Genomic DNA, 26,239 nt, shown 5'->3' with positions numbered 1-26,239 from the left:
CCCGGAGAGGAGCCGCCCGTGCCACCGGTCCCCCACACGCCGCCAAAGACGGGAGACGCCCCCGACGTCCTGGACTACGCCACCAAGGGCCAGGCCGTCGCGGCGCTCGAGGCCTGGGAGCAGGGGCGCGCCGTCCCCGAGGGCGGCCGGGCCCCGGCGGCCCCCGGCCCCAAGGCCAAGCCCGACCGCAAGGGCGCCGTCGTGGGGGCGCTGTTCATGGCGGCCGTGTTCGCCTCGCTCCTCGTCTACATCGAGGGCAGCGGCCGGGGTCCGGCGCTCATGGACGCCCTGGGCCGGGTCCAGGCGCCCTGGGTCTGGGCCACCTTCGCCGTCATGGTGGCCTACCTGCTCTTTGGCACGCTTGCCTTCGTCACCACCGTGGCGGTGACGCCCGACGCCCCGGCGGGCTTCCTCGACCTGTGCTCGGCGGAGGCCGCCGGCACCTTCTTCGGCAACCTCACCCCGATGATGGCGGGGGCCGTGCCGGGCCAGATCTGGCGCCTGGTCAAGGGCGGTCTGGGGCTCGGCGCGGCCGGCGCAGTGCAGATCACGCGCTTCCTCATGTTCCAGACGGCCGAGATCGTGCTCGGCGGCGCGCTGCTGGCCCTCACCTGGGACCGCTTCTACGCGCAGGTGGGCGCCGTCATGTTCGTGAACCTGTTCCTGTTCGCCTTCAAGGCCGCCCAGATGGCGGTGCTGCTCGCCGCCTGCCTGTTCCCCGACTGGGTGACCAAGGTGGCCCTCTCCGCCCTGGACCTCGTGGACCGCAGGAGCCTCTTCGGCCTCCGCAGCCGCACGGAGGGCTGGCGCTCCTCCGTGAGGACGCAGGTGGCGCAGTTCTCCTCCACGTTCCGCACGGCTGTGCGCCACCGCGGCGCCATGGCCGTCATGCTCGCGTTCTCCATGGCGCAGCAGGCGTGCCTGTGGGTGTCGCCGTGGTTCGTGCTGGGGGCCTTCGGCATCCACCAGGACCCCCTCGTCACCTGCGCCGCGGGCTCCCTCGTGCAGTTCGTGGCGAGCTCCATCCCGCTGCCGGGCGGCACCGGCGGCGTCGAGGCCTCCTTCGCGCTGTTCCTGGGGCCGGTGTTCGGCTCCGCCGCCACGGCCGGCTACCTCGTATGGCGCCTCGTGACGTTCTACGGCTACACCGCGCTCTGCGGCGCGGCTACCATGGTCTCCACCAAGCCGTCCTCCCCCACCGTGCGCCAGCGGATGCGCGGGCTGGTGGAGCGACTCGGATCCTGAGGCCGCGACCGGAAAGGACCCCATGGACAGGACCCTGTACCTCTGCGGAGGCTGCTTCTGGGGCATCGAGCACCTGATGGAGGGCATGGCCGGCGTGACGTCCACCGTGGTGGGCTACGCCAACGGCGACAGGCCCGAGGACGCCGTCTACGAGCGCGTGTGCGCCGGCGGCACCGGTTTCAGGGAGTGCGTGAGCTGCACCTTCCGCGGGGGCGGAGACGTCGCACGGTCCCTGCTCTTCTCGTTCTTCTCCGTCATCGACCCCACGGCCAGGAACCGCCAGGGCAACGACGTGGGCGAGCAGTACCAGGCCGGCGTCTTCTGGGAGCCGGGCGACGGCGCCACGGAGCGAGAGGTACTCGCCGTGGCCGGCGCCGTGGCGAGAAGGCATCCAGGGTTCGCCGTGGAGCTGGGCCCCGTGGAAAGCTTCTATCCCGCCGAGGGGTACCACCAGCGCTACCTGTACCGCAACCCCGGCGGCTACTGCCACATGGCGCCGGGCCTCATCCGGGCGCTCCAGGACGGCACGGTGGACCCGGCGGAGGGGTACCGGCTGCCGTAGGCGGCCGCGCCCGCGGGCAGGTGGGCAGGCAAGGCGGGCGGGCTCGTCCGGCCTCAGCGCCTCCGGCCGCGCCTGGACACCGAGACGTTCGCCACGCGCCCCTTGCGGGTGCGGAACCGCTGCCAGCGCTGGTAGATGGAGCGGCGGTGCGACGAGCGCAGCGTGGTGAGCGGCAGCGACACGGCCGTGGGGATGAAGAACGTGATGAGGCGCCAGACGATGAACCCGGCGGCGGCCGCGCTGCCGAAGATGGGTCCGAAGAAGAGCGCGAAGCCGGCCTCGTTGCCGCCGGTGCCGCCGGGCAGGGGCACGGAGTTGCCGATCATCTGCACCATGGAGGCCGCGGCGAGGCACGTGACGAAGTCGGCGTCGCCGCCGAAGGCGCGGAGCACGAACCACGGCACGGCGTAGAATGCGAGCATCTGCCCCAGCGTCACCAGGAGCGTGAGGGCGAGGGACTCCTTGTGGCGGAACGAGTCGCGGAAGGTGCCCCCGAACGACATCACCTGGGTCTGGAGGACGTCCTCGTGGCGCTCGACGCGCTCGCGGGAGAGCCAGCCGTGGCGGCTGGCGAAGCCCAGCCCCCAGTGACCCACGCGGTTGACGAAGCGCGGGAAGAGGCACACGCAGAGCAGGCCGAGGGCCTGGGCCGTCTGGATGATGAAGACGACGATGTTGACGAAGACGATGTCGCCGTAGGTCTCGAGGAAGAAGTCGAACCGCAGGAGCAGCAGGACAGCGGCCACGACGACCTCGCCGGCCTGGTAGATGACGAAGCGCGTGAGCTGCGTGGCGGAGGCCTCGCCCACGTCGAGGCCGGCCTGTGTGAGGCGGAAGATCTGGGCCGGCATGGTGCCCGTGCTCATGGGCGTGAGATTGCCGAAGAGCACGCCGTTGGCCTCCACGGACATGCAGTCGCGCAGGCCCAGGGGGCTGTCGGGGTCGATGTAGGCCGCCAGCACGAAGGCCAGGGACCCGAAGGCGAAGTTGAGCCCCATGACGAGGAGCCCGGCCACGAACCAGCCGGCCTCGGCGTTGTGAAGCGCGCGGACGAACTCGTCGAACTGCCCCGAGACCACGATCCAGAGCATATTGGCGGCGAGCACCGCCGCCATGAACAGGGCGCCCTTGCGGGCCTTCGCCTTGTCGCGGCTCTCCTCCTCGCCCACGCGGGTGCGCGGGCCCGCGTGGGACCCCTTGGGCCTGGGGGCGGGCTTGGCGGCGGCCTTGGAACCGGCCTTGGCCTTCTTGGGGGCGCGGTGGGCGGCGCCGGCCACGCCGATGCGGAGGCCCTTGGGCTTGGCGCGGCGGGCGGTCTCGTCGGCGGGGCGGGCACCGGGAGCCTGAGAGGCGTGTTCGGCGGGCTCGGCGTTCCCCGCATCAGCCCCGTCGACGTCGAAGAAGCCCAGGGCGTCCTCCAGCGGCTGCTCCGCGGCCTCGAGGGCCTGGGGCGCGGGGCCGTCGGCGGGGAGCTCCAGGCCGTCCACGTCCACGACGGGGTCGACGGGGCGGTCCTGGGGGGCGTCGGCGGAAGACGCGGTGTCGACCCCGTCGCGACGTCCCTCGTCCATACCCCCCCCTCTCCGACGGCATTCCTCAAGCTCATTCTGATGGTTATACCTGAACCGCCGCGCGCCCTGACGCTGTGCCGTGCGCTCCACGGGAAAAGCGGGGCCAGCAGGGCGGCAGGCATGGACGAACTGCCGCGAGACAAAAACGCGGGCCCCAGAGGGACCCGCGGTCACGTTTGGTAGCCCGTACCAGATTCGAACTGGTGATCTCCGCCTTGAGAGGGCGGCGTCCTGAACCGCTAGACGAACGGGCCGTATGTGAGGGCCGCCGGAGCGACCCGTAGTGCGTGGTAGCCCGTACCAGATTCGAACTGGTGATCTCCGCCTTGAGAGGGCGGCGTCCTGAACCGCTAGACGAACGGGCCGTAGGGGATGGCTGGGATGGAGAGAATCGAACTCCCATTGACGGAACCAGAATCCGCTGTCCTGCCGTTAGACGACATCCCAATATCCCTGTGCGCCGATTGCTCGGCGCGAGTAGTTACATTAACGCAATGCCCTGGGCCGTGCAACCCACAATCGCGACGAATTTGCCACCGGCCCGTTTCCGCGGCTTGGGGAGGTCAGACGGGGGTCCGTCGCAGCCCGCTCCCCTACCCGCGCGCCGGCAGCCTCGGCGACAGCAGCCACGTGGCGCCGAGGACCACGGCCGTGGGGACCGCCCACCCCAGGCCCACGCCGGCCAGGGGCAGCCAGTCGAGCACGGTGGGCGCGCCGGGGGCCAGGACCCCACATGCGGCCTGGGCCACGCCCAGCACCGCGGCGCACCCCACGGCCGCCGGCCAGCACCACGGCCGCCGGTCGAACGCCCCGGCGCCGAAGGCCATGAGCACGAGCACGATGGCCGGCGGGTAGAGCGCCTCGAGCAGGGGCACGGAGAGCGCGAGGATCTGGGTGAGCCCCACGTTGGACACCACGCAGGAGAACGCGGCGAACGCGGCCGCCCACGCCACGTAGGTCACGCGCCCCAGACGGTGGGCGCCGGGCTCCGGGGAGCCGGCGCCGCAGGTCTCGAAGAAGTACGTGCCGCAGCAGCTCACGAGGCCCACGCAGACGTTGAGGCACGCGAGCAGGAAGATGGCGGCCACGAGGGCCACGCCGGCCGTGCCGAAGTGCCCGTAGGCCGCGGCCGTGAGCACCTCGGCGCCGTTGGACGCGCCGGGCGCCACGGTGCCCATAGTGGCCCCGAGAAACGAGAACGCGCAGTAGATGACCGCCATGAGGGCGCCGGCGCCGAGGCCCGCCAGGGAGACCTCGCGGGCCTGGGCGCCCCTGTCGGCCACGCCGAGGGACCTCAGGTTCTCGGCGACCACGAGGCCGAAGGTCATGGCCGCCAGGAGGTCCATGGTCTGGTAGCCGGTCACGAAGCCGTCCACGGCGGGAGACGCCGCGTACGTCGCCTGCACGGGCCCCGGCACGCCGAGCGGGTCCACGAGACTCGCCACGGCGAGGACGGCGATGAGGGCCACGAGGGCCGGGCCCGTCACCCTGCCGAGGAACCGCGAGAGGCGCCCCGGGCGGAGCGCCATGGCGAAGGCCACGGAGAAGAACGCCACCGAGAAGACGAGCTGGGGCACGGCCTTGGAACCGTCGGGCAGGAGCGGCGAGAGCATCTCGAAGGCCGTGGAGCTCGTGCGCGGGATGGCCAGCAGCGGGCCGATGGAGAGGTAGACCAGGGCCACGAACACGGCCGAGAAGCGCGCCGAGACCCTGCCGGCGAGCGCCCGGGCGTCGCCCGCCAGGGCCACGGCCACCACGGCGAGGACCGGCAGCCCGATGCCCGACACCAGAAACCCCACGGTGGCCGGCACGGCGGCCGTGCCGGCCTGGAGGCCCAGCAGCGGCGGGAGGATGAGGTTGCCCGCGCCAAAGAACATGGAGAACAGCATGAGGGCCACGACGAGCCGCGCCCTCCCGTCGAGCGGTCGGACGGGGCTCGGGCTAGACTCTGGACGCTGTCCCATGGGCTCTCCTCGCGGATATGCAAAACGGCCGGTGCCGGGTGTGTACCCCCGGCACCGGCCGCCGTTTCCCTTAAGGGACACCCCGTGGGGCCCCTAGGCCTTTCCACCGTCCCGGCGCTCGGCCTCGATGGCCGCCATGACCTGGGCCATGACGTCCGTGGAACCCAGGTCCTCGGGGATGAGGAGCGTCGAGGAGCCCTTCTCGGCGAACTTCTCGAGCATGCCCAGGCGCTGGGTGAACATGAGCAGCATGTTGGCCTCGTTGCTGGAGAGGCCCGACTCCTGGATGGTGGAGAGCGAGCGCGCCAGGCCCTCGGCGATGGCGATGCGCTGCTGGGCGATGCCCTCGCCCTGGATCTTCATGGACTCGGCGTCGGCCTGGGCGGCGATGACGGAGCGTGCCTTGGCGGCCTCGGCCTCGTTGGTGGCGCTCACGCGGTCGTTGGCCGTGGTGATGATGCGGTTCATGGACGCCTGGACGTCGGCCGGGAGCTTGATGGAGGTGATGAGCGTGGTCACGATGGCGTAGCCGTAGCCCACCATCTTCTCCTTGACGTCCTCGCCGATGGCACTCGCGATGGCGTCCTTCTCGGAGAAGACGGTCTCGAGGTCGCGGGTGGGAATCTGGGAGCGCAGGGCGTCCGCGAAGTAGTCCTTTATCTGTCCCACGGGGTCGGCGAGGGTGTAGACCGACTTGTAGATGCCGGACTCCCGGACGTCGGCGCAGGGCTCCTGGTCCACCCGGTACTGGATGGCCACCTCGAGGCCGATGGTGACGTTGTCCTTGGTCTTGGCGTCGTAGTCCAGGTGGAGGTCCTGGGTCATGAGCGAGACGTCGTGAGCCGTCTCCACCACCGGGACGAGGAGGTTGAGACCCGGCCGCAGCACGCGGTTGAAGCGGCCGAAGCGCTCCACGACGGCCACGTGCTGCTGCCTCACCACGACCACCGAGGCGAAGAGCGCCCCCACGGCGGCGACGAGGAGCACGATGGGCAGGATGCGGTCGAACAACAGCATGGCCAATCCAATCTTTCGGGCCCGCGCGGGGCCTATCCTTTGAGGTAGAGGTCCCTGGGGACGAGCCGCGACTGCCACAGGCTCGAAAGGCCGTGGAAGATGCGCCGCTCGTCGTGGTCGGTGAGGCCGTTCTCGGCGAGCTGGATGAGGCGCTGCACGAGCGTGGTCATGGGGGTGCCGTAGACCTCCGCCTCCCAGCCGAGGGTACGAAGCTGCCAGTAGGCCATGCGGACGTCCTCCTCGGTGCGGCCGTCCACGAGCAGGGCGCTCGCCCGCCCGAAGGCGTCGGCGTCGTAGAAGACGCCCTTGACGAAGGCGGCGAGGGCGGCGGCGAGTCGGGGCGGCATGGAGTCGGCGTCGCGCATCTCGACGATGCCCTTGAGGCGCACCGTGGGGAACACCATGGACAACATGTGCGCGACCTCGCCCCCGGAGAGGTCGCGCATGGCCATGATGTCGGCCTCGGTGGCGGAGCAGGTGGAGATTGTGAGGCCGTGGTCGTCCGTGAACAGGATGGGCCTCACGCCCATGAGCCAGTCCACGTAGGACTCCGGCGAGAAGTCCCCGTCGAACGTGCCGGGCACGACGCCGCAGCGGTCGCCGTCCACGGAGTCCCAGATGCGCGAACGCACCATGGACGGCGTGTCGCAGGGGGCGAGGCCGCGCCAGGAGCTCACGTTGTCGCAGAGGAACGAGAGGATGGGGCCCAGGGCCACGGCCAGGCGGAACTGCCCCACCATGGAGTCCTCCTCGCCGCAGTCGATGGAGACCTGGGTGGAGGCCGAGAGCCGCATCATGTCGCGGGCGTAGCGGCCCGTGCGGGAGAGGTAGGCGTCCATGAGGCGGTAGCGCTCCTTGGGGATGAGCGGCACCTCCCGGGGGTCGGCCGTCACGGGGTCGCAGCCCAGGGCCACGAGCTGCCACTCCACGCCGAGCTCGTCGCAGATGGCGAGGAACTGCTCGTCGAAGGCCTCGAGGGCGCCGAGGAGGTCCACCACGCTCGACGAGGGGCCCACGGAGGCCTCGAGCTGGCCGCCAGGCTCCAAGGAGACCGAGATGCCCACGGAGCGCCCGCAGCCCACGTCGACCGTGCCCGCGTAGCCGAAGACCCTGCCGTCCACGAGGACACGCTCGTCTGGCGAGAAGTAGCGCTGCCAGCGCTCGAGGAGCGTGGAGATGCCGAGGACGTCGTCGAAGGCCACGCGGGTGCCGGTGACGGGGTCGATGACGATGCGCTCGAGCTCGAGGCCGAGCGTGCGACCATCCTCGGGGCGCCTCGTCCGGGACCTCCCGCCTACGACGGAGCAGAGGGCGGTACGGTTCCTCTCCAGCCTATCGGCCTCGGCGGCGGTGTAACGGGGTTCGCCCATGGAGCACCTTTCGACGCAGGGCAAGGGGCGGCATCCGATCCGCCACGTGCAAGGCCAGTGTACCCCCTCTCCGGAATTCGGTGAAGGGTCTAAGGTTTTCCGCAAACGGATGAATCATCCCCATGTTCCTCGATCCAACGGAGCAGCTCGTCGCGCCCAGGCCCCACCTCGCCCCGGTGCACGGCGTCGAGGGCCGCACGGAGCGCCCGGCCCACGGCCGGGCCCGGGGGCAGGCCGAGCGCCCCCATGACGTCCGCGCCCGAGACCGCGAGGTCGGAGGGCCTGAGGGGCACGCCGGCGGTCAGGAGGGCGCGGCCGCGGGCCTCGAGGGCGTCCACCTCCACGGCGTAGCCGCGGTACGCGGGCGCCTTGCCGGCGGCGTCGGCGCGCTTGAGAGCCATGAGCTCGAAGAAGAGGCCCGGCGCCATGGCCGGGGCCAGGCGGTCGAGGTCGCGGAGGATGGAGGTCACCGAGCGGTCGTCGTCCGCGACGGGCCGGTCGTGCAGGCGCACGAGGGCCAGGGCGGGCACCGCCACGGCGCGCGGCACGGCGAGCCTCGCCATGACCTCCCGCGCGATGTCGCGGCTCCGGGCCGGGTGGCCGAAGAAGTGGGCGGTGTCCTCGGGGCCGTAGGTGAGGCGGTCGGGCTTACCCACGTCGTGGAGCAGCGCGGCCCACCGCAGGTGCTCGGTGGCCGTGCCGCCCGTGTAGACCTCGACGTAGTCCATGACGCGAGCCACGTGGCCCAGGACGTCCATGGAGTGGTAGGGCGTGCGCTGGGGGAACCCGTCCATGGCGGCGAGCTCGGGCACGGCACAGAAGAGCGCGGGCCGCTGGGTGCGGAGCGCCCCTCCCCCGCGGCCGGTGGCGAGCAGAGCCCGGAGCTCGGACCCGATGCGCTCGCGGCTCACGTGCCGGAGGCCCGGAGCGTGGGCGTCCACGGCGGCCTGGGTGGCCGGCTCCACCGAGAAGCCGAGCCGCGCCGAGAACCGCACGGCCCGAAGCACCCTGAGGGCGTCCTCGGCCATGCGGGCGTCCGGGTCGCCCACGGCCCGCACGAGGCCGCGGGCGAGGTCGTCGCGACCCCCGAACGGGTCGCGCAGGCCCCTCTCCGGGTGCCACGCCATGGCGTTGACGGTGAGGTCCCGGCGGGCGAGGTCGTCGTCCACGGAGTCCACGAACCGCACGGCGTCCGGGTGGCGGGCGTCGCTGTAGGCGCCGTCCACGCGGTAGGTGGTCACCTCCACGGGCACGCCCCCCACGACGGCCGTCACGGTGCCGTGGGCCGTGCCCGTCTCCACCACGGGGATGCCGGCCGCGCGCAGGGCGCGGGCGCCGTCCTCCCAACGGGCGCTCGTGGCGACGTCGACGTCGTGGACGGGGCGGCCGAGGAGGGAGTCCCTCACCCAGCCGCCCACGACCCACGCGCTGTGGCCGGCGTCCTCGAGGGTGCGCAGGACGAACCCGGCCTCCGGAGGGGCGGCGAGGCCGTCGGGCGACCGGAGGCGGGGGGCGTCAGGCAAGGGAGCCCATGGGGTCCCAGGGCGCGAGCACGATCGCCTCGGCGCCGTCCATGACGGAGCGCTCCTCGTCGGTGAGGTAGCGACGGTCCACGACCACCTGGTAGACGTACTGGTCGAACCAGTCGTCGGTGATGGTGTCGAAGCCCTCGCGGCCGTGATCCTTGCCCCAGGAGTTCTCGACCTTCCAGACCTCGGGGCGCCCCTCGGCGTCGAGGCGCACGCCCTCGAGCACCATGGCGTGGGTCATGACGGACTCGCCGTAGTCCAGCCGCTCCTCGCGGTCCATGCAGCCCTCCACCGCAAAGCCGAAGAGCTCGTCCACCTGCAGGGCGCCGCAGGACATGATGCCCTCGTCGCGCACGTAGCTCTGGGCCACGTCGCACCCGAACCACACGGGGCGGCCGTCGCGGAGCTGCGCCACGGCGAGCTCCTTGAGGCGGGACATGGGGAGGTTGAGGTAGCGCACGCCGCCGTCCTCCACGACGTTGCCGAGACGGTCGACGGTGAAGGCGTGCATGAGGGGCTTGTCGGCGGTCTCGGCGTTGATGCACGAGACGAGGGCGTCCACGTCCATCTGCACCACGTCGGAGAAGAACTCGCGGGGCGTGTAGGTGCCGTGCAGCACGAGCCTGCCGTCCTTGTCGCGCAGGCGCACCTCGAAGCTCGCGGGCGGCTCCCCGAGGCAGGTGACGAGCATGGAGTGGACGTCGGCCATCATGGCCCGGCGCAGGCCGTCAAGCTCGGCGGCGTCGGCGCCCTCCCCGTGGGCCCGGCGCAGGCGCATGGCGCAGCCGCGCAGGTAGCGCGTGAGGTAGCGGTCGAGCTCGGACGTGTTGCGGGAGCAGGCGGTCTCGGGCATGGCCTCCTTGGTCACCACGCCGTACTTCTTGACGATGGAGCGGAACATGTCCCACTGGCCGCCGTCGGCCACGGGGTCCTGAAGCAGGTACGACACGAGACGGCCGTCCAGGGGCTCGTCGACGGTGTCGATCGCGTTCACGAGGAACCAGTTGGCCTTCTCGAGCTTGTCGAAGAAGAGCGGGTAGCTCTGGGAGAGCTCGAGGGTCTTGAGGCCGAGGCGCTCGATGACGGCCTGGCGCATGGTGTTGAGGCTCGCGAACATCCAGCAGCGCCCGGAGCGCTGCTGGTCGCAGCGGTCGCCCTGGGGGACCTCGACGTCGAAGCCCATGGCGTTGGCGGCCACACCCTCGGGGACCCGGGCGGCGGCGCGGATGCCCACGGAGGTGACGGCGTTCTTGGCCACGACGTTGGCGCGCTCGCGGGAGAAGCGGGCGAGCCAGGCCTCGCGGTCCTGGGCGGTGACGGAGTCGGCAGGTACGTGTGCCATGGGATACCTCTCTCGAAGCCGGGGTTTCGCCCATCCAGCGTAGCACCGGGCAGGGGGGCGCGGCCGTTGGGGATACACTGGGAGCCGTGACCGAAGGCACGGGAGCGAACGAGGAGGGGCCATGGCGCCACAGGGAACGGGCACGGTGCGGAACGTCGTCTTCGACATGGGCGGGGTGCTCCTGAGGTGGGAGCCCGAGGTCTACGCCCGCAACGTGACGGACAACGACGAGGACGCGGGGCTGGTGCTCGAGGCCCTCTTCAAGGGGAGCGCCTGGACCCTCTCCGACGCCGGCGTGTTCGGCCCCGAAACGGTGCTCATGGAGGCCTGCCACGCCCTACCGGAGCGCCTCCACGGCGCGGCGGCCGAGGCCCTCCGGCGCTTCCCCTCCATGCAGGCCGTGATCCCCGAGGTCAACGAGCTCGGCCGGCGCCTCAAGGAGCGGGGCTACGGCGTCTACATCCTTTCCAACGTGAGCTCGAGGTTCCGCTCGGAGCTCGCTCCGAGGATCCCGCTGTGCGACGTGGCGGACGGCGCGCTCGTCTCGGCGGAGGAGCACATGATGAAGCCTGACCCCATCATCTTCCTGCGCTTCTGCGAGCGGTTCGGCGTGGAGCCGGCCAGCTGCCTGTTCGTGGACGACACGGCGGTCAACTGCGTGGGCGCCGAGCGGGCCGGTATGCACGCCTTCCACTTCACCGGCGACATGGACGCCCTGGAGGCCGAGGTGGCCGGCCTCTCCTGAGCCCCTCCGCACGGGCCCCACGGGGAAGGCCCGCCGTCCCCGTGGGGGCGGCGGGCCTGTGTGCGAGAAGGTGCGAAGCGGGCCTGTAAGCCGGGTTCTGTAATAGACGACCATTTATCTCGAGGCCGCGTCGCCGCGGTCCTTCTCTCGCGCGCAACCCGAACGCGGGTCGGGCCAACCCATGGCGTTCCTATTTGCGCTTGCTCCGGATGGGGTTTACCAAGCCACCCCGTTGCCGGGGTGCTGGTGGTCTCTTACACCACCGTTTCAGCTTTTCCCTTAACCCTTGCGGGCCAGTGGGAGTCTTCTTTTCTGCGGCACTTTCCGTCGGATCGCTCCGCCCGGCCGTTAGCCGGCATCTTGCCCTATGGAGCCCGGACTTTCCTCACCCCCGGAGAGGGGGCGCGGCCGTCCGGCCCGCTTCGCGACCAAGCAGTATAGCATTGCACCAGACCGACGACACCCCGAGGAGCGCCCCGTGAAGACCTATCTCACCCTGAAACCCGAAACCGAGGCCGTCTTCGAGCTCGTTGACCGCAAGAGCCGCTTCATCGCCGCCCTGCGCCACGTGGAGACGGAGGCCGAGGCCGAGGGGTTCGTCGACGAGGTGCGCGCCCTCCACCACGACGCCCGCCACCACGTGCCGGCCTGGGTGCTGGCCTCGGGCAAGGAGCGCGCGAGCGACGATGGCGAGCCCCAGCGGACCTCGGGCCTCCCCTCCCTCGACGCGCTCCGCGGGGCCGGCTTGGCCGACGTCTGCGCGGTGACCACCCGCTACTTCGGCGGCACGCTCCTGGGGCCCGGCGGGCTGGTGCGCGCCTACGGCGGCGCCGTGGCGGGCGCCGTGGAGGAAGCCCGCTCCCAGGGGATCGTGGTGGAGATGCGGCCCGTGACCCGCGTCGCCTGCTGCATCCCCTACGCCTGGTACGACCAGGTGCGACGCATGGCCAGAGACGCCGGCGGCAAGGTGGTGGGCCAGATCTTCACCGACGAGGTGCAGCTCACCTGCGACTTCCGCGCCGGCGAGGAGGAGGCGTTCCGCGCCAAGGTCACGGAGCTCGCCAGCGGGCGGGACCTCTGCGTGGTGCACGGGCCGAGGTTCGCCGAGTTCTGATCGCGGCCGAACATCCGTTTGCCCCTGCTATACTGAGGAGAAGGAACACCCGTTCTACCAGGAGGCGGCGTGGACACCCTCTCTAAGCTCACCATACTGGCGGACGCCGCCAAGTACGACGCGGCCTGCACGTCGTCGGGCGTGGACCGCGGGCCGCGGGAGGGGTCCCTCGGCGCCGCGAGCGCCGCGGGGTGCTGCCACAGCTTCACGCCGGACGGCCGCTGCGTGACCCTGCTCAAGGTGCTCATGTCCAACGCCTGCTCCTACGACTGCGCCTACTGCGTCAACCGCCGCTCCAACCCCCACGCCACGGCCACGTTCGAGCCGGCGGAGCTCGCGCAGCTCACCATGGACTTCTACCGCCGCAACTACATCGAGGGGCTCTTCCTGAGCTCCGGGGTGCTCGGCGGGGCCGACCGCACGTGCGAGCGCATGATCGAGGTCCTCCGGCTCCTCCGAGAGGAGCACCGCTTCAACGGCTACATCCACGCCAAGGCCATCCCCGGCGCCTCCCCCGAGCTTCTCGACGCCCTGGGACGGCTGGCGGACCGCATCTCCGTGAACATCGAGCTCCCCAGCTCGGGGTCGCTGGAGGCCCTCTGCCCCGAGAAGCGCGCGGGCACGGTGCTCTCCCCCATGCGCCAGATCCGGGACACCATGGAGCGGGAGCGCCTCCTCGGCGCCACGGGCCCCGGCTACCTGGGCGGCGGCTCGCACCTCTCGACGGTGAGGCCCGACCTCCCGCCGGCGCCCAGGGGCCTCCCCGGCGCCCGCGGCGGCCTCCGGAGGCGCGGCGGCCGCAAGCCCGGCGCCCCGGCCCCGTTCGCCCCGGCGGGGCAGTCCACCCAGCTCATCGTCGGCGCCTCCCCCGAGGACGACAACCGCATCCTCAAGCTGTCCTCCTCGCTCTACTCCACCTACGGGCTCAAGCGCGTGTTCTTCTCCGCCTACATGCCGGTGGTGGAGGACGGCCGGCTCCCCCACCCCGAGACGCCGGTGCCCCTGCGCCGCGAGCACCGCCTCTACCAGGCGGACTGGCTCATGCGCTTCTACGGATTCACGGCGGACGAGCTCGTGAGCCCCGAGGCGCCCTTCCTGGACCTGGACGTGGACCCCAAGCTCGCCTGGGCCCTCGCCCACATCGACGAGTTCCCCGTGGAGGTCAACACGGCCACCAAGGAGGAGCTCCTGCGGGTGCCGGGCATCGGCCCGGAGGGCGCCCGCAAGATCTGCCGCGCCCGCAGGAGCCACCACCTGGGGTTCGACGACCTCGAGCGCCTGCGGCTCACCCTGCGCCGCGCCCGGCACTTCCTCACCTGCGGGGGAAAGAGGGACCCGCGAAGCCCCGCCGACCCCGAGCTCATACGGGAGAAGGTGGTATCCGATGCCCGAGGCTCCCGCTACAACCGCACCCGCCGCGCCGCCGAGGGGCAGCTCGCCCTGTTCTGAGGCCACCCTGCCCCCGGAGGTGCTCCGCGACCTAGCGGCCCTCGGGGCCCGGGGGCCGCTCTGCCTCTCGTGCGAGGCCAGCGCCGAGGGCGTGCTCACGGCCGTGGGCGCCGCCTACCTGGCCCGGCTGCGCCCCGACGCCGTGCGCCTGCAGGCGGAGGGTGCCGGGCAGCCCCGGCTCGGGGAGGCGACCGCCGCCGTGGGGACGGACCCCGCCGTGGCCCAGCGGGTCCTGGACGGCTTCCTCGCCGCCACGGCCCCCATGGCCTCCGGGCGCGGCCTGCCCCGCTACGTGCACTCCCCGCGGCACCTCGTGAGCCTCGTGGCGTCCATGGTGGACGAACCCGACATGGCGGAGGCCCTGCACCGCTACCTCCGCGGCGGCTTCACCTGGGGGCCGGCCGTGGGCACCCACAACAGCGACCCGGCCATCGCCCGGGCCGAGGAACTCGCCACGGCCGCCGCCGGCGAGTGCGAGCACGCGCGCCAGTTCATCCGGTTCTCGCGTCTGTCCACTGGCGAGTACCTGGCCGTCTACCGCCCCAAGGCGGACGTCGTGCCCCTCGTGGCCGGGCACTTCCGCCGCCGCATGGGCACCGAGCGGTTCTGCATCGTCGACCCGGCCCACGGCTCGGCCGTTCTGCACGAGGGCGGCCGCCTCGCCCTCGTGCGCCTCGACGGCGAGGCGGCGCGCGAGGCGTGCCGCAGGCTGGACGACACCCACCGCGAGGAGGCCTACGTCCGCGCCCTCTGGAAGGGCTTCTACGACGCCGTGTCCCTCCCCGGCCGTGGCAGGGACCAGCGCGGCTACGACCTCCGCGTGCACCTCATGCCCAAGCGCCTCTGGCAGGGGCTGCCGGAGCTCGACCCGTCCGTCGACACCGCCTGGACGTTCGTCCCTGAGGCCTACCGGGACGGCGGCACAGATAGGGAGGGCCTGCCCCCGTCGGACAGACCCTCCCCCACGCACAGGCTGCGGCCCGCTCAGCCCAGCAGCGACCCGGCCACCAGGAACACGAGCCAGGCCACCACCCAGGCCACTGCCAGCTGGAACACCACCGCGAACAGGGCGTAGCGCGACGAGCCGCTCTCGCTCCTGATGGTGGCGATCGTGGCGATGCAGGGCACGTAGAGCAGGCAGAACGTCATGAACGCCAGGGCGTTGGCCGGGCCGAACCCGATGCCCAGCAGGGCGTCGTGGAGGGCCGCCGTGCCCACGGCCGTGCCGCTCACGCCGAACAGCACGGAGAGGCTGGAGACCACGACCTCCTTGGCGGAGATGCCGGCGAGGAGCGCCGCGGCGAGGCGCCAGTCGCCGGAGCCGAAGGGTGCCAGCGCAGGCGCGATGGCGCGGCCGACGACGGCGGCGAACGACCCGTCCACGTTCTCGCCAACGTAGCCCGTGGCCCCGAAGTTCAGGAGCACCCACATGATCACGGACGCCGCGAAGATGACGGTGCCGGCGCGCTCCAGATAGTCGAGGACCTTGTCCTTCACGTACACCCACACGGTGTAGGCGTCCGGCATCTTGTACTCGGGGAGCTCGATGAGGAGCATGCCGCCCTCGTCGTCGGTGGCGTGGCCCATGACCTTGAGCACCAGCAGCACGAGGAGCGCCACGACGATGCCGAGCACGTACATGGAGAAGGCCGCGAGGCCGGCCCACTGCCCGAAGAACATGCCGCTCAGCAGCACGTAGATGGGGAGCCTCGCCGAGCAGCTCATGAACGGCGTGACGAGCATGACCCGGCGCCGGTCGCGCATGCTCTCAAGGGTGCGCGAGCTCATGATGGCGGGGACGGTGCAGCCGAAGCCCAGGATCATGGGGATGAACGCGCGGCCGGAGAGCCCGAGGGCGCCCATGATGCCGTCCATGACGTAGGCCACGCGGCTCATGTAGCCGGAGTCCTCGAGGAACGCCAGGGCGCAGAAGAGGATGAAGATGTTGGGCAGGAACGTGAGCACGGTGCCCACGCCGGAGATGGCGCCGTCGCACACGAGGCTCACCACCGCCTCGGAGGCGCCGAGGGCCGCAAGGCCGTCGGCCACCCAGCCGTTGAAAAGGTCGAGCCATGTCTGGAAGACGTCCTTCACGGCGTCGCCGAGGACGAACGTGAGCCCGAACACCGCGGCCATGATGAGGAGGAAGACGGGGATGGACCACACCCGGCTCGTCAGGACGCGGTCGGCGCGGTCCGTCGCCTCGGCACGGCGCTCGCGGTTGAACACGCACTCGGCCACCACGCCGCTGATGAAGTCGTAGCGCTCGGCGATGAAGCGCTCCTCGAGGTCCTCCTCGAGCTCGGGGACGTCCAGGGGGTAGTCGCGCCGCACGGCGACGTCGCCCTCCAGGAGCTTCGTCGCATACCAGCGGGGGTTCGCGACGTCGGGGTAGCGCCCCTCGAAGGCCGCCTGCACGGCGTCGATGCGCCCCTCGAGGTCGCGGGAGTAGACCATGACGTTCTCGGCGTGCTTCTCGGCCATGCCGTCGTCCACCGGGTGGAAGTGCTGGATGGGGTCGTGGGCCACGCCGCGGTGGTGGTAGGCGGCGTGGAGGAGCGGTTGCAGGCCCTCGCGCCTGCGGGCGCTCACGGGGATGACGGGTGCGCCCAGGGTCTCCGAGAGGCGGTGAACGTCGATCTCCATGCCGCGCTTGGCCACGACGTCCATCATGTTGAGGGCCACGACCACGGGCTTTCCGAGGGCGAGGAGCTGCAGGGTGAGGTAGAGGGAGCGCTCGAGGGACGAGGCGTCCACGACGTCGATGATGACGTCCGCGTCGCCGGAGAGCACGTAGTTGCGGGCGACCTCCTCCTCCATGGTGTAGCTCGTGAGGGAGTAGGTGCCCGGGAGGTCCACAAGGCGCACCTCGTAGCCCTCGAACCGGGCCGAGCCCTCCTTGCCCTCCACGGTGACGCCGGGCCAGTTGGCGGTCTTGAGGTTGGAGCCCGTGTAGGCGTTGAAGAGCGTGGTCTTGCCGCAGTTGGGGTTGCCCACGAAGGCGATGGTCATGCCCGGGTGGCCCACCTCGGGGCCGGGCTCGGCCCCCACGGGCTCGTAGGTGAAGTGCTCCTCGAAGGCGTTCATCGGCCCTCGCCCCCCTCGAAGCCGCTCTCCCCCGCGGAGACGGAGTCCATGCCGGGCGCGCCGATGGCGCAGCTCGCGGCGGTGGCCACGAAATGCCGCTCGGAGACGAGGCCGTCGGCGGGGGCGCCGACGGCAGGCTCCACGAGGATGCCGCCGCTGATGGAGCGGCCCATGGCCCAGCGCGTCTCGCGCACCCGCACGATCACGGTGCCGCGGCTCTTGTTGTTGAGGACGGTCACCTGGGTGCCGCAGGTCATGCCCACGGACTCGAGCCGGCGCGCCGTGGCCTCGGGGAGTCCGTCGAAGGAGACGAGGCGGTAGGTGCGCCCCACCTCCGCCTGTGAAAGTGCGATGGGCGCCCCGTGGGCGCGCCCCTCATCCGTGGAAGTCACGTCTCAAAACCTCACTGTCGCCCTGTATGTCACTCTACCTGTGCCCGGAGCCGCAGAAAAGTATGCGGCGGGAAACAAAAACCGGGCGCCCCGCTGGGCGCCCGGTCGAAGGCGTCGTGCCCGGAGCCCGTCCTAGAGCTCGATGGAGGAACCCTGGATGGGGAACGGCTTGGCGAAGTGGCACGCGCAGTGGTGGCCGGGCGCCACCTCGCGCATCTCGGGCTTCTCCCGGGAGCAGATCTCCTGGGCGATGGGGCAGCGCGTGTGGAAGCGGCAGCCGCTCGGCGGGTCGATGGGGCTGGGCGGGTCGCCGGCGAGGATGATGCGCTCGCGACTGCGCTGCACATCCGGGTCGGGCACGGGCACGGCCGACAGGAGCGCCTGGGTGTAGGGGTGGTACGGCTCGGCGTAGAGCGTGCACCAGTCGGACCACTCCATGAGGTTGCCGAGGTACATGACGGCCACGCGGTCCGAGATGTGCTGCACCACAGAGAGGTCGTGGGCGATGAAGAGGTAGGCGGTGCCGTACTCCTTCTGGAGGTCGCCCAGCAGGTTGAGCACCTGGGCCTGGATGGAGACGTCCAGGGCCGAGACCGGCTCGTCGCAGATGATGAGCTTGGGGTGCAGGGCGAAGGCGCGGGCGATGCCCACGCGCTGGCGCTGGCCGCCGGAGAACTCGTGGGGGTAACGGTTGATGTGCTCGGGGTTCAGGCCCACGATGTCGAGGAGCTGGCGGACGTAGTCGATGCGCTCCTCGTTGCTGTCCATCTCGTTGTGGATGGCCAGCGGCTCGCTCACGATCTCGCCGATGGTCATGCGGGGGTTCAGGGACGCGTAGGGGTCCTGGAAGATGTACTGCATGTCGTGGCGGACGGCCTTGAGCTGCTTCTTGTGCATCGAGGCGACGTCCTTGCCGTCAAAGACCACGCGGCCGTCCGTGGGGTGGGTGAGGCGCATGATGCAGCGGCCGGTGGTGGACTTGCCGCAGCCCGACTCGCCCACGAGGCCGAAGGTCTCGCCGGGGAAGATGTCGAAGCTCACGTCCTGCACGGCCGAGACCTTCTTGGCCATGCGGCTGGCGAAGACCCCGGAGTCGACGGGGAACTCCTTGGTCAGGTGCTGAACGGAGAGCAGGGGCTCCTTCTTGTCTGCCATGGCTTAGGCCTCGCTTCCGTCGACGTTCTTGGCCCCGTCAGCCACGTCGGCGCTGCGGGAGTTCTTGGGCGAGTTCTTGGCGACGAACTCGGGGTCGTTGCAGTAGTGGCACCGCGCGTAGTGGCCCGACGGCGTGGTGTACAGGGACGGCCTCTCGGTGCGGCAGAGGTCGGTGGCGTAGGGGCACCGCGGCGAGAAGGAGCAGCCCTTGGGCACGTTCACCAGCGAGGGCGGGTTGCCCTTGATGGGCGTGAGCGGCTTCTTCTCGTCGGTCACCTGCTCGGGGATGGACCGCATGAGGCCCCAGGTGTAGGGATGGATCGGCGAGTAGAAGATCTCGTCGGCGGTGCCGAACTCCACGGGGCACCCGGCGTACATGACCATGATCTTGTCGGCGATGTCCGCCACGACGCCGAGGTCGTGGGTGATCATGATGATGGCGTTGCCGTTCTTCTCCTGCATCTTCTGCATGAGCTCGATGATCTGGGCCTGGATGGTGACGTCCAAGGCCGTCGTGGGCTCGTCGGCGATGAGGATGTCGGGGTCGCAGGCCAGCGCCATGGCGATCATGGCGCGCTGGCGCATACCGCCGGAGAACTGGTGCGGGTAGTCCTTCACGCGCTGCTCGGCGTTGGGGATGCCCACCATCTCGAGGAGCTCGGTGGCCCGGTCGAGGGCCTGCTTCTTGGAATAGCCGCAGTGGATCCTCAGGCCCTCCCCCAGCTGGCGCCCGATGGTGTAGACGGGGTTCAGCGAGGTCATGGGGTCCTGGAAGATCATGGCGATGTCGTTGCCGCGGATGGACTGCATCTCCTGCTCGGTCATCTCGAGCAGGGAGCGCCCGCGGTAGCGCACGTCGCCGCCCTCGATGCGCCCCGGGGGCATGTCGATGAGGCCCATGATGGTCATGGCGGTCACCGACTTGCCGGAGCCGGACTCGCCCACCACGCCGAGGGTCTCGCCGCGGTCGAGGGTGTAGGTCACGCCGTCGACGGCCTTGACCACGCCGTCCTGGGTGTGGAAGTACATCTTGAGGTCGTCCACCTCGAGAAGATGGGAGCCCTCGGGGATGGGGGCCGTCTTGAGGTCCTTGACGGACTCGTTCTGCTTCTTGGCCATGGGTCTTTACGCATCCTTCATCTTGACGTCGAGGGCATCGCGCAGGCCGTCGCCCAGCAGGGTGAAGGCGAGCACGGTGGACAGGATCGCGATACCGGGCATGAGCATGAGCCAGGGCTCGGTGGCGAGGTAGGTCTGCCCGTCCTGGATCATGGAGCCCCACGAGGGGTTGGGCGGAGTGACGCCCATGCCGAGGAAGCTCAGGGCGCTCTCGGTGAGGATGGCGCCGCCGATGTTCATCGTGGCGTAGACCACGATGGAGGCCACGGAGTTGGGGAAGATGTGGCGGGCGACGATGCGGAGGTCGGAGGCACCCATGGAGCGGGCCGCGTCGACGTAGTCGTTCTCCTTGACCGAGAGGATGGCACTCCTGAAAACGCGGGCGATGGAGGGCCACCCGAGGACGCCGATGGCGATGAAGACGTTCTGGATGCCCTGGCCGAGCACCGCCAGCATGGCGATGACGAAGAGCGTGTAGGGGAAGGCCAGGAAGATGTCGGCCAGGCGCATGATGATGGTGTCCCAGATGCCGCCGTAGTAGGCGGCGAGGGCGCCCATGATGAGGCCGAGCACCGTGGAGATGGCCGTGGCCAGAAGGCCCACCATCAGCGACACGCGGGCGCCGTAGATCACGCGGCAGAGCACGTCACGGCCGAGGGAGTCGGTGCCGAAGGGGTGCTCCGGCGACGGGGGGGAGCCTTGCGAGGTCGGCCATCTGCGACGAGTCGATGGCGATGGGGGAACCGAGCGTCTGGGGGACCCAGAGGTCGGCCGTGATCGCCACGATGGCGATGAACACGATCCAGACGGCGCCGATGACGGCGAGCTTGTTCTTGCGCAGACGCCCGAAGGCGTCGCCCCAGAGGGTGCGGGCGGAGTTGTCATTGTCCACCTCGTCGACCACGGCGTTGTAGGCGCCGCGGAAGTCGCGGTGGTGTTCCGCCTCGGAGTCGTCGTGGTCGAGGGTGACCCGCTCGCCGGCGGCCTGAGCCTCCTCCTCGTGGACCTCGTAGGCCCTGTCCGTCTCTTCTCTGAGCTCCTTGGCGGCCTCGCGGTCGAGGTCCGCCCCATGCTGCTTCTTCTCCATGGGTCTACCCCTCCCCTAGCCTTGGTCCTTGGGCGCGCCGTACCTGATCCTGGGATCGAGGAAGGCGTAGCTCACGTCGACGACGAGGTTGATCACCATCACCACGACGATGATGATCGTGACGCCGCCCATGACGATGGGCCAGTCGCGCTGGGTGATGGCACGGTAGATCTCATAGCCCACGCCGGGCCAGTTGAACACCGTCTCGGTGAGGATGGCGCCGGAGAGCATGGCGCCGAAGTCGATGCCGATGTAGGTGACCACGGGGATCAGGGCGTTCTTGAGGGCGTGGTGCAGGATGACCTGGCGCCGGGAGAGGCCCTTGGCCTTGGCGGTGCGGATGTAGTCCTGGTTCATGACCTCGAGGAGCTGGGAACGCATGATGCGGGCGGCGTAGGCCGTGGACACGGCCGCCAGGGTGATGCCGGGCAGGATGTAGTGCACCCAGCTCTCGAACTCGGAGTTGGGGCCGCCGGCACCGGAGATGGGCAGGTAGAAGCCCCCTCCCGTGGCGTTCTTGAGCACCACGCCAAAGAAGAGCTGCAGGAGCATGCCGAGCCAGAAGGCGGGCATGGCCACGAGGACGGCAGTGACCAGGGTCACGAGCACGTCCCAGAACGAGTAGCGTTTGATGGCCGATATGAGGCCGGCGCCGATGCCCACCACCGCCTCGATGACGATGCCCACCAGGGCGAGCTTCACGGTGTAGGGGTACTTGTCGGCGAAGATCTGGGTCACAGGGAGCTTGCGGCTGTAGGAGTTGCCGAGGTCTCCGTGGAGCAGGCCGTTGATGTAGTAGCCGTACTGCTTCCAGAGGGGCGTGGGGATGGTGTTTCCATCCGCGTCGTACAGGGGCTTGCCTTCGGAATCCGTCTCGATGAGATGGTTCGCGATGCGCAGCTGCAGCTCAGTCTCCGGGTTGAGAGCCTTGTCGCCGGCGATCAGCTTGATCGGGTCGCCGGGGACGATGTTTTCCATGGCGAACAGGATGATCGTGACGCCGATGAAAACCGGGATGAACTGCAGGAGACGTTTCAGGATGTACTTGACCATACTCAGTGTCTCCTGTGTCCTGGGCCGATACGAAGCCTTGCTTTTCCGTTTATTTTGGCTAAAACAGGGCCTTGGGCAAGTATAGCCGCCTAATGCAAATCCAAGCCCCTCCTATGCACCCTACTACCTACTGGAAACAGTTTCGAAGCAATCCACGGGGCGTTTTGTGCACCGAGGACCCATCTGACCCGCGCCTTGCCAACGAAACGAACAAAATAAGGCACCGGGCCTGAAAGACCCGGTGCCTCGTTATGCAATCAAGGCGGCGGTATATCCACCGAGACGGCCGTCTGGGCCTAGCCCTCCATCTCCGCGGCGCGGAGCTTGATCTTCTTGGAGGGGTCCACATAGGCACTCTTGACCTTGTCGGAACCCACGTAGGTGTGCTTGTAGAAGAAGATCGGGATCACCGGGAAGTCCTCGGAGATCGTCTTGTTGACGGCCTGGAGGGCGGCGATGCGCTCGTCGTCGTCGGTGGTCTGACGGGCCTTGTCGAGGGCCTCGTCGACGGCGGGGTTGGAGTACAGGGAGCGGTTGTCGCCGTTGCCGGTGTAGAACAGAGGGTAGAGGTAGTTGTCCATGATGGGGTAGTCGGCGATCCAACCGAGGCGGCCGGCCTGGTAGTCGCCGTTCTGGTAGCGGTCGAGAATGGCGGCCCACTCGCCCTGGTCGAGCTGGGCATCGATGCCCACGGCGGCGAGGTCGGCCTGGATGGCCTCCATGATGTCGCCGTGGTTGCCGTCGCCGTTGAACGAGAGTTGGAAGCTCACGTTGCGCTTGCCGTCGGCATCGGCGGGATAGTACTGGTCGAGCAGCTTGACGGCAGCGTCCTTGTCGTAGTGCGAGTACTCCCAGACGTCGTCCTCGTAGCCGGCGATTCCGGGCGGCACGATGTTGGCGGCCGGGGTGCGGGTGCCGGAGAAGACGGTGTCGCAGATGGCCTGGCGGTTGATGGCCAGGGAGATGGCCTTGCGCAGGTTGGGGTCCTTGAGCACCGGGTCGTTGTTGTTGACCGTGAGGTAGTAGACGGAGGCCTCGTCGCCCAGGAGCATCTGCTTGCCCGGGGTGATGGTGTAGCCGTCCTCGGAGACGCCGTAGGTGTCCTGGGCGCTCTTGATCTGGGCGGTGGGGACGTCGCAGAAGTCGTAGTTGCCGGCCTGGAACTCCTTGTAGGCGGTCTCCATGTCCTTCTGGATGTTGAACTGCACCGCGGCGATGGAGGGCTTGTCGCCCACGTAGTCCTCGAAGCGCTTGACGTTGATGTACTGGCCGTCCTCCCACTTGCCGTCCATCATGAAGGGGCCGTTGCCGATGGGGGCGCGGAAGAAGGTGTCGAAGTCCTCGAGGGCCACGGCGGGCACGGGGCCGAGGGCCGGGTGGCTGGCCACGTAGGGGAAGTCGGCATAGGGCACCGCGAGCTTGACCACGAGGGTCTTCTCGTCGGGGCAGGTGACGCCGGTGAGCTCGTCGGTCTCGCCGGCCACGAGGGCGTCGTAGCCGTCCACCATGGCGATGTGGTAGTTGACGGCCGAGGGGGACGACTCGTTGGTCTTGGGGTCGACCAGGCGGGTCCAGGCGCGCTTGAAGGACTCGGCGTCCACAGGGTCGCCGTTGTGGAACTTGGCGCCCTCCACAAGGGTGAAGGTGAACTCGGTGGCGCCGTCGTTGGGCTTCCAGGAGGCGGCGGCGCTGGGGACGAGCTCGCCCTTCTCGTAGTCGTAGTCGGTCAGGCTGTCGAAGATCTGGTAGCAGACCTGCGTGCCCTCGGACTCCTGGCAGTTGTAGGGGTCGATGGAGACGGGGTTGTTGATGTAGACCTTGGCGGTGGCACCGGTGCCCTCGGCCTCGGCAGTGGGGGCGTCGTCGGCCTTCTTGCAGGCCGCGAGCGCCAGAAGCGCGGACGCGGCAGCGGACCCCTTGAGGAACGTGCGGCGGCCGATCTTCACCTGCTCACTCATATGCTCTCTCCTTCTGTCTCTTGGCCATGCCCTCGGCACGGCCAGCAATCGCCGGAGGTTACGGACCTCCATGGAACGTCTGCATGGGACAAAAGTATTTCTCAAAGTTTCCTGATATGCAAGGAAAACGGCGGATTGCCTTCATTGATTTTATGGATTGTAACGTTTCCGAAATCCAAGGCAGTGCGGGCGGGTGTAAAGAAGGTGCCTTATTTTCCCATGTAGGGGCGGCGGTGCGCACCCCATGGCGCGACCGGGCCCCTCCCCTACCCACGGGAAGGCCCCCGGCGCACCGCGTCCGGTGCGCCGGGGGCCTATGCAGGAACCACGGTCTTTTATGATGGTGCCGCCGTCTGCGTCAGGCCTGCAGCTCCCAGGTGGCGGCGGAGGACTGCTCGATGGGCGAGAGGTAGGCATGGGCGATGCGGCTGGAGCCCACCTTGGCGAACTTGTAGTAGAAGAGCGGGACCATGGGCACGTCGTCGCCGGCGATCTTGTTGGCCTCCTGCAGCAGCCGGTAGCGGCGGTCGTCGTCCCTGGTGGCCCGGGCCTCCATGATCAGGTCGTCCACCTGCTGGTTGGAGTAGCCAGAGAGGTTGTCGGCGTTGCCGGTGTAGAGCAGCGAGTACAGGAAGTTGTCGATGGAGGGGTACTCGGCCACCCAGCCGTTGCGGCCCATCTGGAAGTCGCCGGACTGGAGCTTGGTGAGGTAGCTGGCCCACTCGAGGGTGCTCTGCTCCACGTCGATACCCACCTGGTTGAGGTTGCCCTGCACGGCCTCCATGATCTCCTTGTGGGAGCCATCGACGTTGTACATGAGGGTCACCTTGACCCCGCGGCTGCCGCTGGCGTCCTTGGGGTAGTACTGGTCGAGGATGGCCGTGGCCTGGTCGGGGTCGTACTTGCACCAGGCCCACTGCCCCTCCTCGTAACCGCGGCACGGGGGCGGGCAGAGGTTGGTGGCCGGGAGGCGCGTGCCCTGGAGCACGGAGTCGCAGATGGTCTGACGGTCGATGGCCAGGGAGATGGCGCGACGCAGGTTGACGTCGGCCATGGCGGGGTCCTTGAGGTTGAGCACGAGGTAGTACGTGGAGGGCTGGTCGCCGTCCAGACACTGCTTGCCCGGGGTGATGGTGTAGCCGTCCTCGGAGACGCCGTACTGCTCGTGGGCGCCCTTCACCTGGGCCGTGGGGATGTCGCAGATGTCGACGTTGCCGGCCTGGAACTCGCGGTACCCCGTCTCGACGTCCTTCTGGATGTTGAACGTAAGCTGGCCGATCTTGGGCTTGTCGCCGTTCTTGTAATCCTCGTAGGTCTTGAGGTTGATGTACTGGCCGTCCTCCCACGGGCCGTCCATGGTGTAGGGGCCGTTGCCGATGGGCGCCCGGAAGAAGGTCTGGAAGTCGTCGAGGGCGGCCTTAGGCACGGGGGCCGTGGGCATGATGGAGCAGATCATGGGGAAGTCCATAAAGGGCTCGGAGAGCTCCACCTGGAGGGTGTACTGGTCGGGGCAGGAGACGCCGGCGAGCTCGTCGGCCTTGCCGGAGACGACGTCCTCGTAGCCCTTGACCAGCTTGAGGTAGTAGCTCACGACGGACGGCGAGTCGCTCGTCTTGGGGCTGCAGAGACGGTTCCAGGCGCGCTTGAAGGCCTCGGCGTCAACGGTCTCACCGTTGTGGAAGGTGTTGCCCTCCTTGACCTTGAAGGTCCACACGGTGCCGTCGTTGCTGCTCCACGACTCGCCGGCGCAGGGCACGAGCTCCTGCTTGTCGAAGTCGTAGGTGCACATGGGGTCGAACAGCTGGCGGGCCACCATGCAGCCGGCCACGTCCTGCGCGTTGAAGGGGTCGATCGAGGGCGGGTTGGTGATGAAGTAGGAGAGCTTGCCGCCCCCCTCCCCCGCCGAGGCGCCGTCGCTCTTCTTGCAGCCGGAGAGCGCGACGAGGCCGGAGGCCAGCGCGCAACCCGTGAGGAAGGTGCGTCTCGTCACGCCGCTCGTACCTGCGATGCCATTCATAGATCCCCCTTGGGTCAGCGCGGGCGCCGTCGGCCCGCTCGTCCGGCTGGCGCCGGCATGCAGTGGTCCGGGGGTTTATGCGTCAAACGGCTCGAGTTATACAGTCGTCGGCGGAAGGCACCGATGCTTCACGCATCCACATATACAAAAGGACCGCCACCCCAGGGAGGGGCGGCGGTCCCGGAACGCGCGTTGGCCACAGGGCCTAGCCCAGGCTCCCCTGAGGGAACGTGAGCATGAAGATCAGGAGGGTAGCCGCGAAGACGCAGCAGCTGATCACCGTGAGGCGGTCGAGGTTCTTCTCCCACACGCCGGAACCGGCGTTGGAGTTGTACATCGAGCTGGCGATCATGTCGGACACGCCGGTCCCCTTGCCCGAGTGCATGAGCACGAAGACGATGGACGCGACGGCCGACAGGGCCCAGACGACGATGAGGGCGATGTTCAAGGGACCCACGGGGAC

Annotated in this window: 20 protein-coding genes, 3 tRNA genes, 1 other RNA gene and 1 pseudogene; 6 read left to right on the top strand and 19 right to left on the bottom strand. The window is 69.4% G+C overall.

Translation table 11 applies throughout. The features are described 5' to 3' along the window. The first annotated feature begins 18 nt into the window (after positions 1 to 18). Entirely contained in the window at positions 19 to 1,245 is a 1,227-nt protein-coding gene (locus OR600_RS04290) for a lysylphosphatidylglycerol synthase transmembrane domain-containing protein (RefSeq protein WP_135977599.1), read from the top strand. Between the two features lie 22 nt (positions 1,246 to 1,267). After that, positions 1,268 to 1,807 carry a peptide-methionine (S)-S-oxide reductase MsrA gene (gene msrA / locus OR600_RS04285; protein ID WP_135977600.1) on the top strand — a complete coding sequence of 180 codons (540 nt, stop codon included), beginning with the start codon at positions 1,268 to 1,270 and terminating at the stop codon, positions 1,805 to 1,807. A 53-nt stretch (positions 1,808 to 1,860) separates the two neighbouring features. Here msrA and OR600_RS04280 read toward each other — a convergent pair whose 3' ends face one another. From OR600_RS04280 to OR600_RS04240, 9 genes are all read right to left on the bottom strand, one after another. Beyond that, the gene (locus OR600_RS04280) at positions 1,861 to 3,378 is read right to left on the bottom strand and encodes a lysylphosphatidylglycerol synthase transmembrane domain-containing protein (RefSeq protein ID WP_265590725.1); all 1,518 of its coding nucleotides are present in this window, start codon (positions 3,376 to 3,378) and stop codon (positions 1,861 to 1,863) included. A 177-nt stretch (positions 3,379 to 3,555) separates the two neighbouring features. Then, positions 3,556 to 3,632, bottom strand: a tRNA-Glu gene (locus tag OR600_RS04275). Positions 3,633 to 3,666: 34 nt separating this feature from the next. Next, positions 3,667 to 3,743: transfer RNA gene (locus OR600_RS04270), tRNA-Glu, on the bottom strand. 8 nt (positions 3,744 to 3,751) lie between these two features. Then, positions 3,752 to 3,825, bottom strand: a tRNA-Gln gene (locus tag OR600_RS04265). Between the two features lie 146 nt (positions 3,826 to 3,971). Then, positions 3,972 to 5,342 (bottom strand): branched-chain amino acid transport system II carrier protein, encoded by a 1,371-nt coding sequence (gene brnQ / locus OR600_RS04260; protein WP_265590724.1) that lies wholly within the window; start codon positions 5,340 to 5,342, stop codon positions 3,972 to 3,974. Positions 5,343 to 5,435: 93 nt separating this feature from the next. Beyond that, complete coding sequence (locus tag OR600_RS04255; protein ID WP_251164265.1) at positions 5,436 to 6,359, bottom strand: SPFH domain-containing protein; 924 nt, start codon at positions 6,357 to 6,359, stop codon at positions 5,436 to 5,438. 32 nt (positions 6,360 to 6,391) lie between these two features. Next, positions 6,392 to 7,729: a glutamate-cysteine ligase family protein gene (locus OR600_RS04250; protein WP_135977604.1), complete on the bottom strand. Its 1,338-nt coding sequence runs from the start codon at positions 7,727 to 7,729 to the stop codon at positions 6,392 to 6,394. 89 nt (positions 7,730 to 7,818) lie between these two features. Beyond that, positions 7,819 to 9,252, bottom strand: a complete 1,434-nt coding sequence (locus OR600_RS04245) for a CCA tRNA nucleotidyltransferase (RefSeq protein ID WP_265590723.1) — start codon at positions 9,250 to 9,252, stop codon at positions 7,819 to 7,821. Next, positions 9,245 to 10,600 carry a C1 family peptidase gene (locus OR600_RS04240; protein ID WP_135977606.1) on the bottom strand — a complete coding sequence of 452 codons (1,356 nt, stop codon included), beginning with the start codon at positions 10,598 to 10,600 and terminating at the stop codon, positions 9,245 to 9,247. Before OR600_RS04240 ends, OR600_RS04245 begins: the two co-directional genes overlap by 8 nt. A gap of 121 nt (positions 10,601 to 10,721) precedes the next feature. On the opposite strand from OR600_RS04240, the gene OR600_RS04235 reads away from it, so the two are divergent. After that, positions 10,722 to 11,345: an HAD family hydrolase gene (locus OR600_RS04235; RefSeq protein ID WP_135977607.1), complete on the top strand. Its 624-nt coding sequence runs from the start codon at positions 10,722 to 10,724 to the stop codon at positions 11,343 to 11,345. A gap of 70 nt (positions 11,346 to 11,415) precedes the next feature. On the opposite strand, the gene rnpB is transcribed toward OR600_RS04235, so the two are convergent. Next, an RNA gene (gene rnpB, locus OR600_RS04230) (RNase P RNA component class A) lies at positions 11,416 to 11,769 on the bottom strand. A gap of 54 nt (positions 11,770 to 11,823) precedes the next feature. Here rnpB and OR600_RS04225 point away from each other — a divergent pair. The 3 genes from OR600_RS04225 to OR600_RS04215 all read left to right on the top strand — a co-directional run bounded on the left by OR600_RS04225 (position 11,824) and on the right by OR600_RS04215 (position 14,983). Continuing rightward, on the top strand, positions 11,824 to 12,459 hold the full coding sequence (locus OR600_RS04225; protein WP_251164262.1) for an IMPACT family protein: 636 nt from the start codon (positions 11,824 to 11,826) through the stop codon (positions 12,457 to 12,459). Positions 12,460 to 12,528: 69 nt separating this feature from the next. Further along, the gene (locus OR600_RS04220; RefSeq protein ID WP_135977609.1) at positions 12,529 to 13,908 is read left to right on the top strand and encodes a putative DNA modification/repair radical SAM protein; all 1,380 of its coding nucleotides are present in this window, start codon (positions 12,529 to 12,531) and stop codon (positions 13,906 to 13,908) included. A gap of 19 nt (positions 13,909 to 13,927) precedes the next feature. Then, on the top strand, positions 13,928 to 14,983 hold the full coding sequence (locus OR600_RS04215; RefSeq protein WP_204406709.1) for a TIGR03915 family putative DNA repair protein: 1,056 nt from the start codon (positions 13,928 to 13,930) through the stop codon (positions 14,981 to 14,983). Here the strand turns inward: OR600_RS04215 and feoB are convergent. The 9 genes and pseudogenes from feoB to secG all read right to left on the bottom strand — a co-directional run bounded on the left by feoB (position 14,893) and on the right by secG (position 26,233). After that, positions 14,893 to 16,995 (bottom strand): ferrous iron transport protein B, encoded by a 2,103-nt coding sequence (gene feoB, locus OR600_RS04210; protein WP_204406710.1) that lies wholly within the window; start codon positions 16,993 to 16,995, stop codon positions 14,893 to 14,895. The two genes, OR600_RS04215 and feoB, sit on opposite strands and share 91 nt — an antisense overlap. Further along, positions 16,992 to 17,387 (bottom strand): FeoA family protein, encoded by a 396-nt coding sequence (locus OR600_RS04205; RefSeq protein WP_204406711.1) that lies wholly within the window; start codon positions 17,385 to 17,387, stop codon positions 16,992 to 16,994. The genes feoB and OR600_RS04205 overlap by 4 nt, the downstream gene beginning before the upstream one ends. Before the next feature lie 132 nt (positions 17,388 to 17,519). After that, positions 17,520 to 18,542, bottom strand: coding sequence for an ABC transporter ATP-binding protein (locus tag OR600_RS04200; protein ID WP_135977611.1), 1,023 nt, complete (start codon positions 18,540 to 18,542; stop codon positions 17,520 to 17,522). A gap of 3 nt (positions 18,543 to 18,545) precedes the next feature. Beyond that, a complete protein-coding gene (locus OR600_RS04195; RefSeq protein WP_265590722.1) occupies positions 18,546 to 19,661 on the bottom strand; it encodes an ABC transporter ATP-binding protein in 1,116 nt (371 codons plus the stop codon). 6 nt (positions 19,662 to 19,667) lie between these two features. Next, a pseudogene (locus tag OR600_RS04190) lies at positions 19,668 to 20,565 on the bottom strand (ABC transporter permease). Positions 20,566 to 20,763: 198 nt separating this feature from the next. Then, on the bottom strand, positions 20,764 to 21,801 hold the full coding sequence (locus OR600_RS04185) for an ABC transporter permease (RefSeq protein WP_135977613.1): 1,038 nt from the start codon (positions 21,799 to 21,801) through the stop codon (positions 20,764 to 20,766). 296 nt (positions 21,802 to 22,097) lie between these two features. After that, on the bottom strand, positions 22,098 to 23,759 hold the full coding sequence (locus OR600_RS04180; RefSeq protein WP_265590721.1) for a peptide ABC transporter substrate-binding protein: 1,662 nt from the start codon (positions 23,757 to 23,759) through the stop codon (positions 22,098 to 22,100). Positions 23,760 to 24,117: 358 nt separating this feature from the next. Continuing rightward, the gene (locus tag OR600_RS04175) at positions 24,118 to 25,776 is read right to left on the bottom strand and encodes a peptide ABC transporter substrate-binding protein (RefSeq protein ID WP_265590720.1); all 1,659 of its coding nucleotides are present in this window, start codon (positions 25,774 to 25,776) and stop codon (positions 24,118 to 24,120) included. Positions 25,777 to 25,981: 205 nt separating this feature from the next. Next, complete coding sequence (gene secG / locus OR600_RS04170; protein ID WP_265590719.1) at positions 25,982 to 26,233, bottom strand: preprotein translocase subunit SecG; 252 nt, start codon at positions 26,231 to 26,233, stop codon at positions 25,982 to 25,984. Positions 26,234 to 26,239 lie beyond the last annotated feature (6 nt).

Source organism: Granulimonas faecalis, from assembly GCF_022834715.1.
GTDB classification, from domain to species: domain Bacteria; phylum Actinomycetota; class Coriobacteriia; order Coriobacteriales; family Atopobiaceae; genus Granulimonas; species Granulimonas faecalis.
The sequence above is the reverse complement of the archived record's forward strand: the minus strand, read 5'-3'. Positions and strand labels throughout refer to the sequence as shown.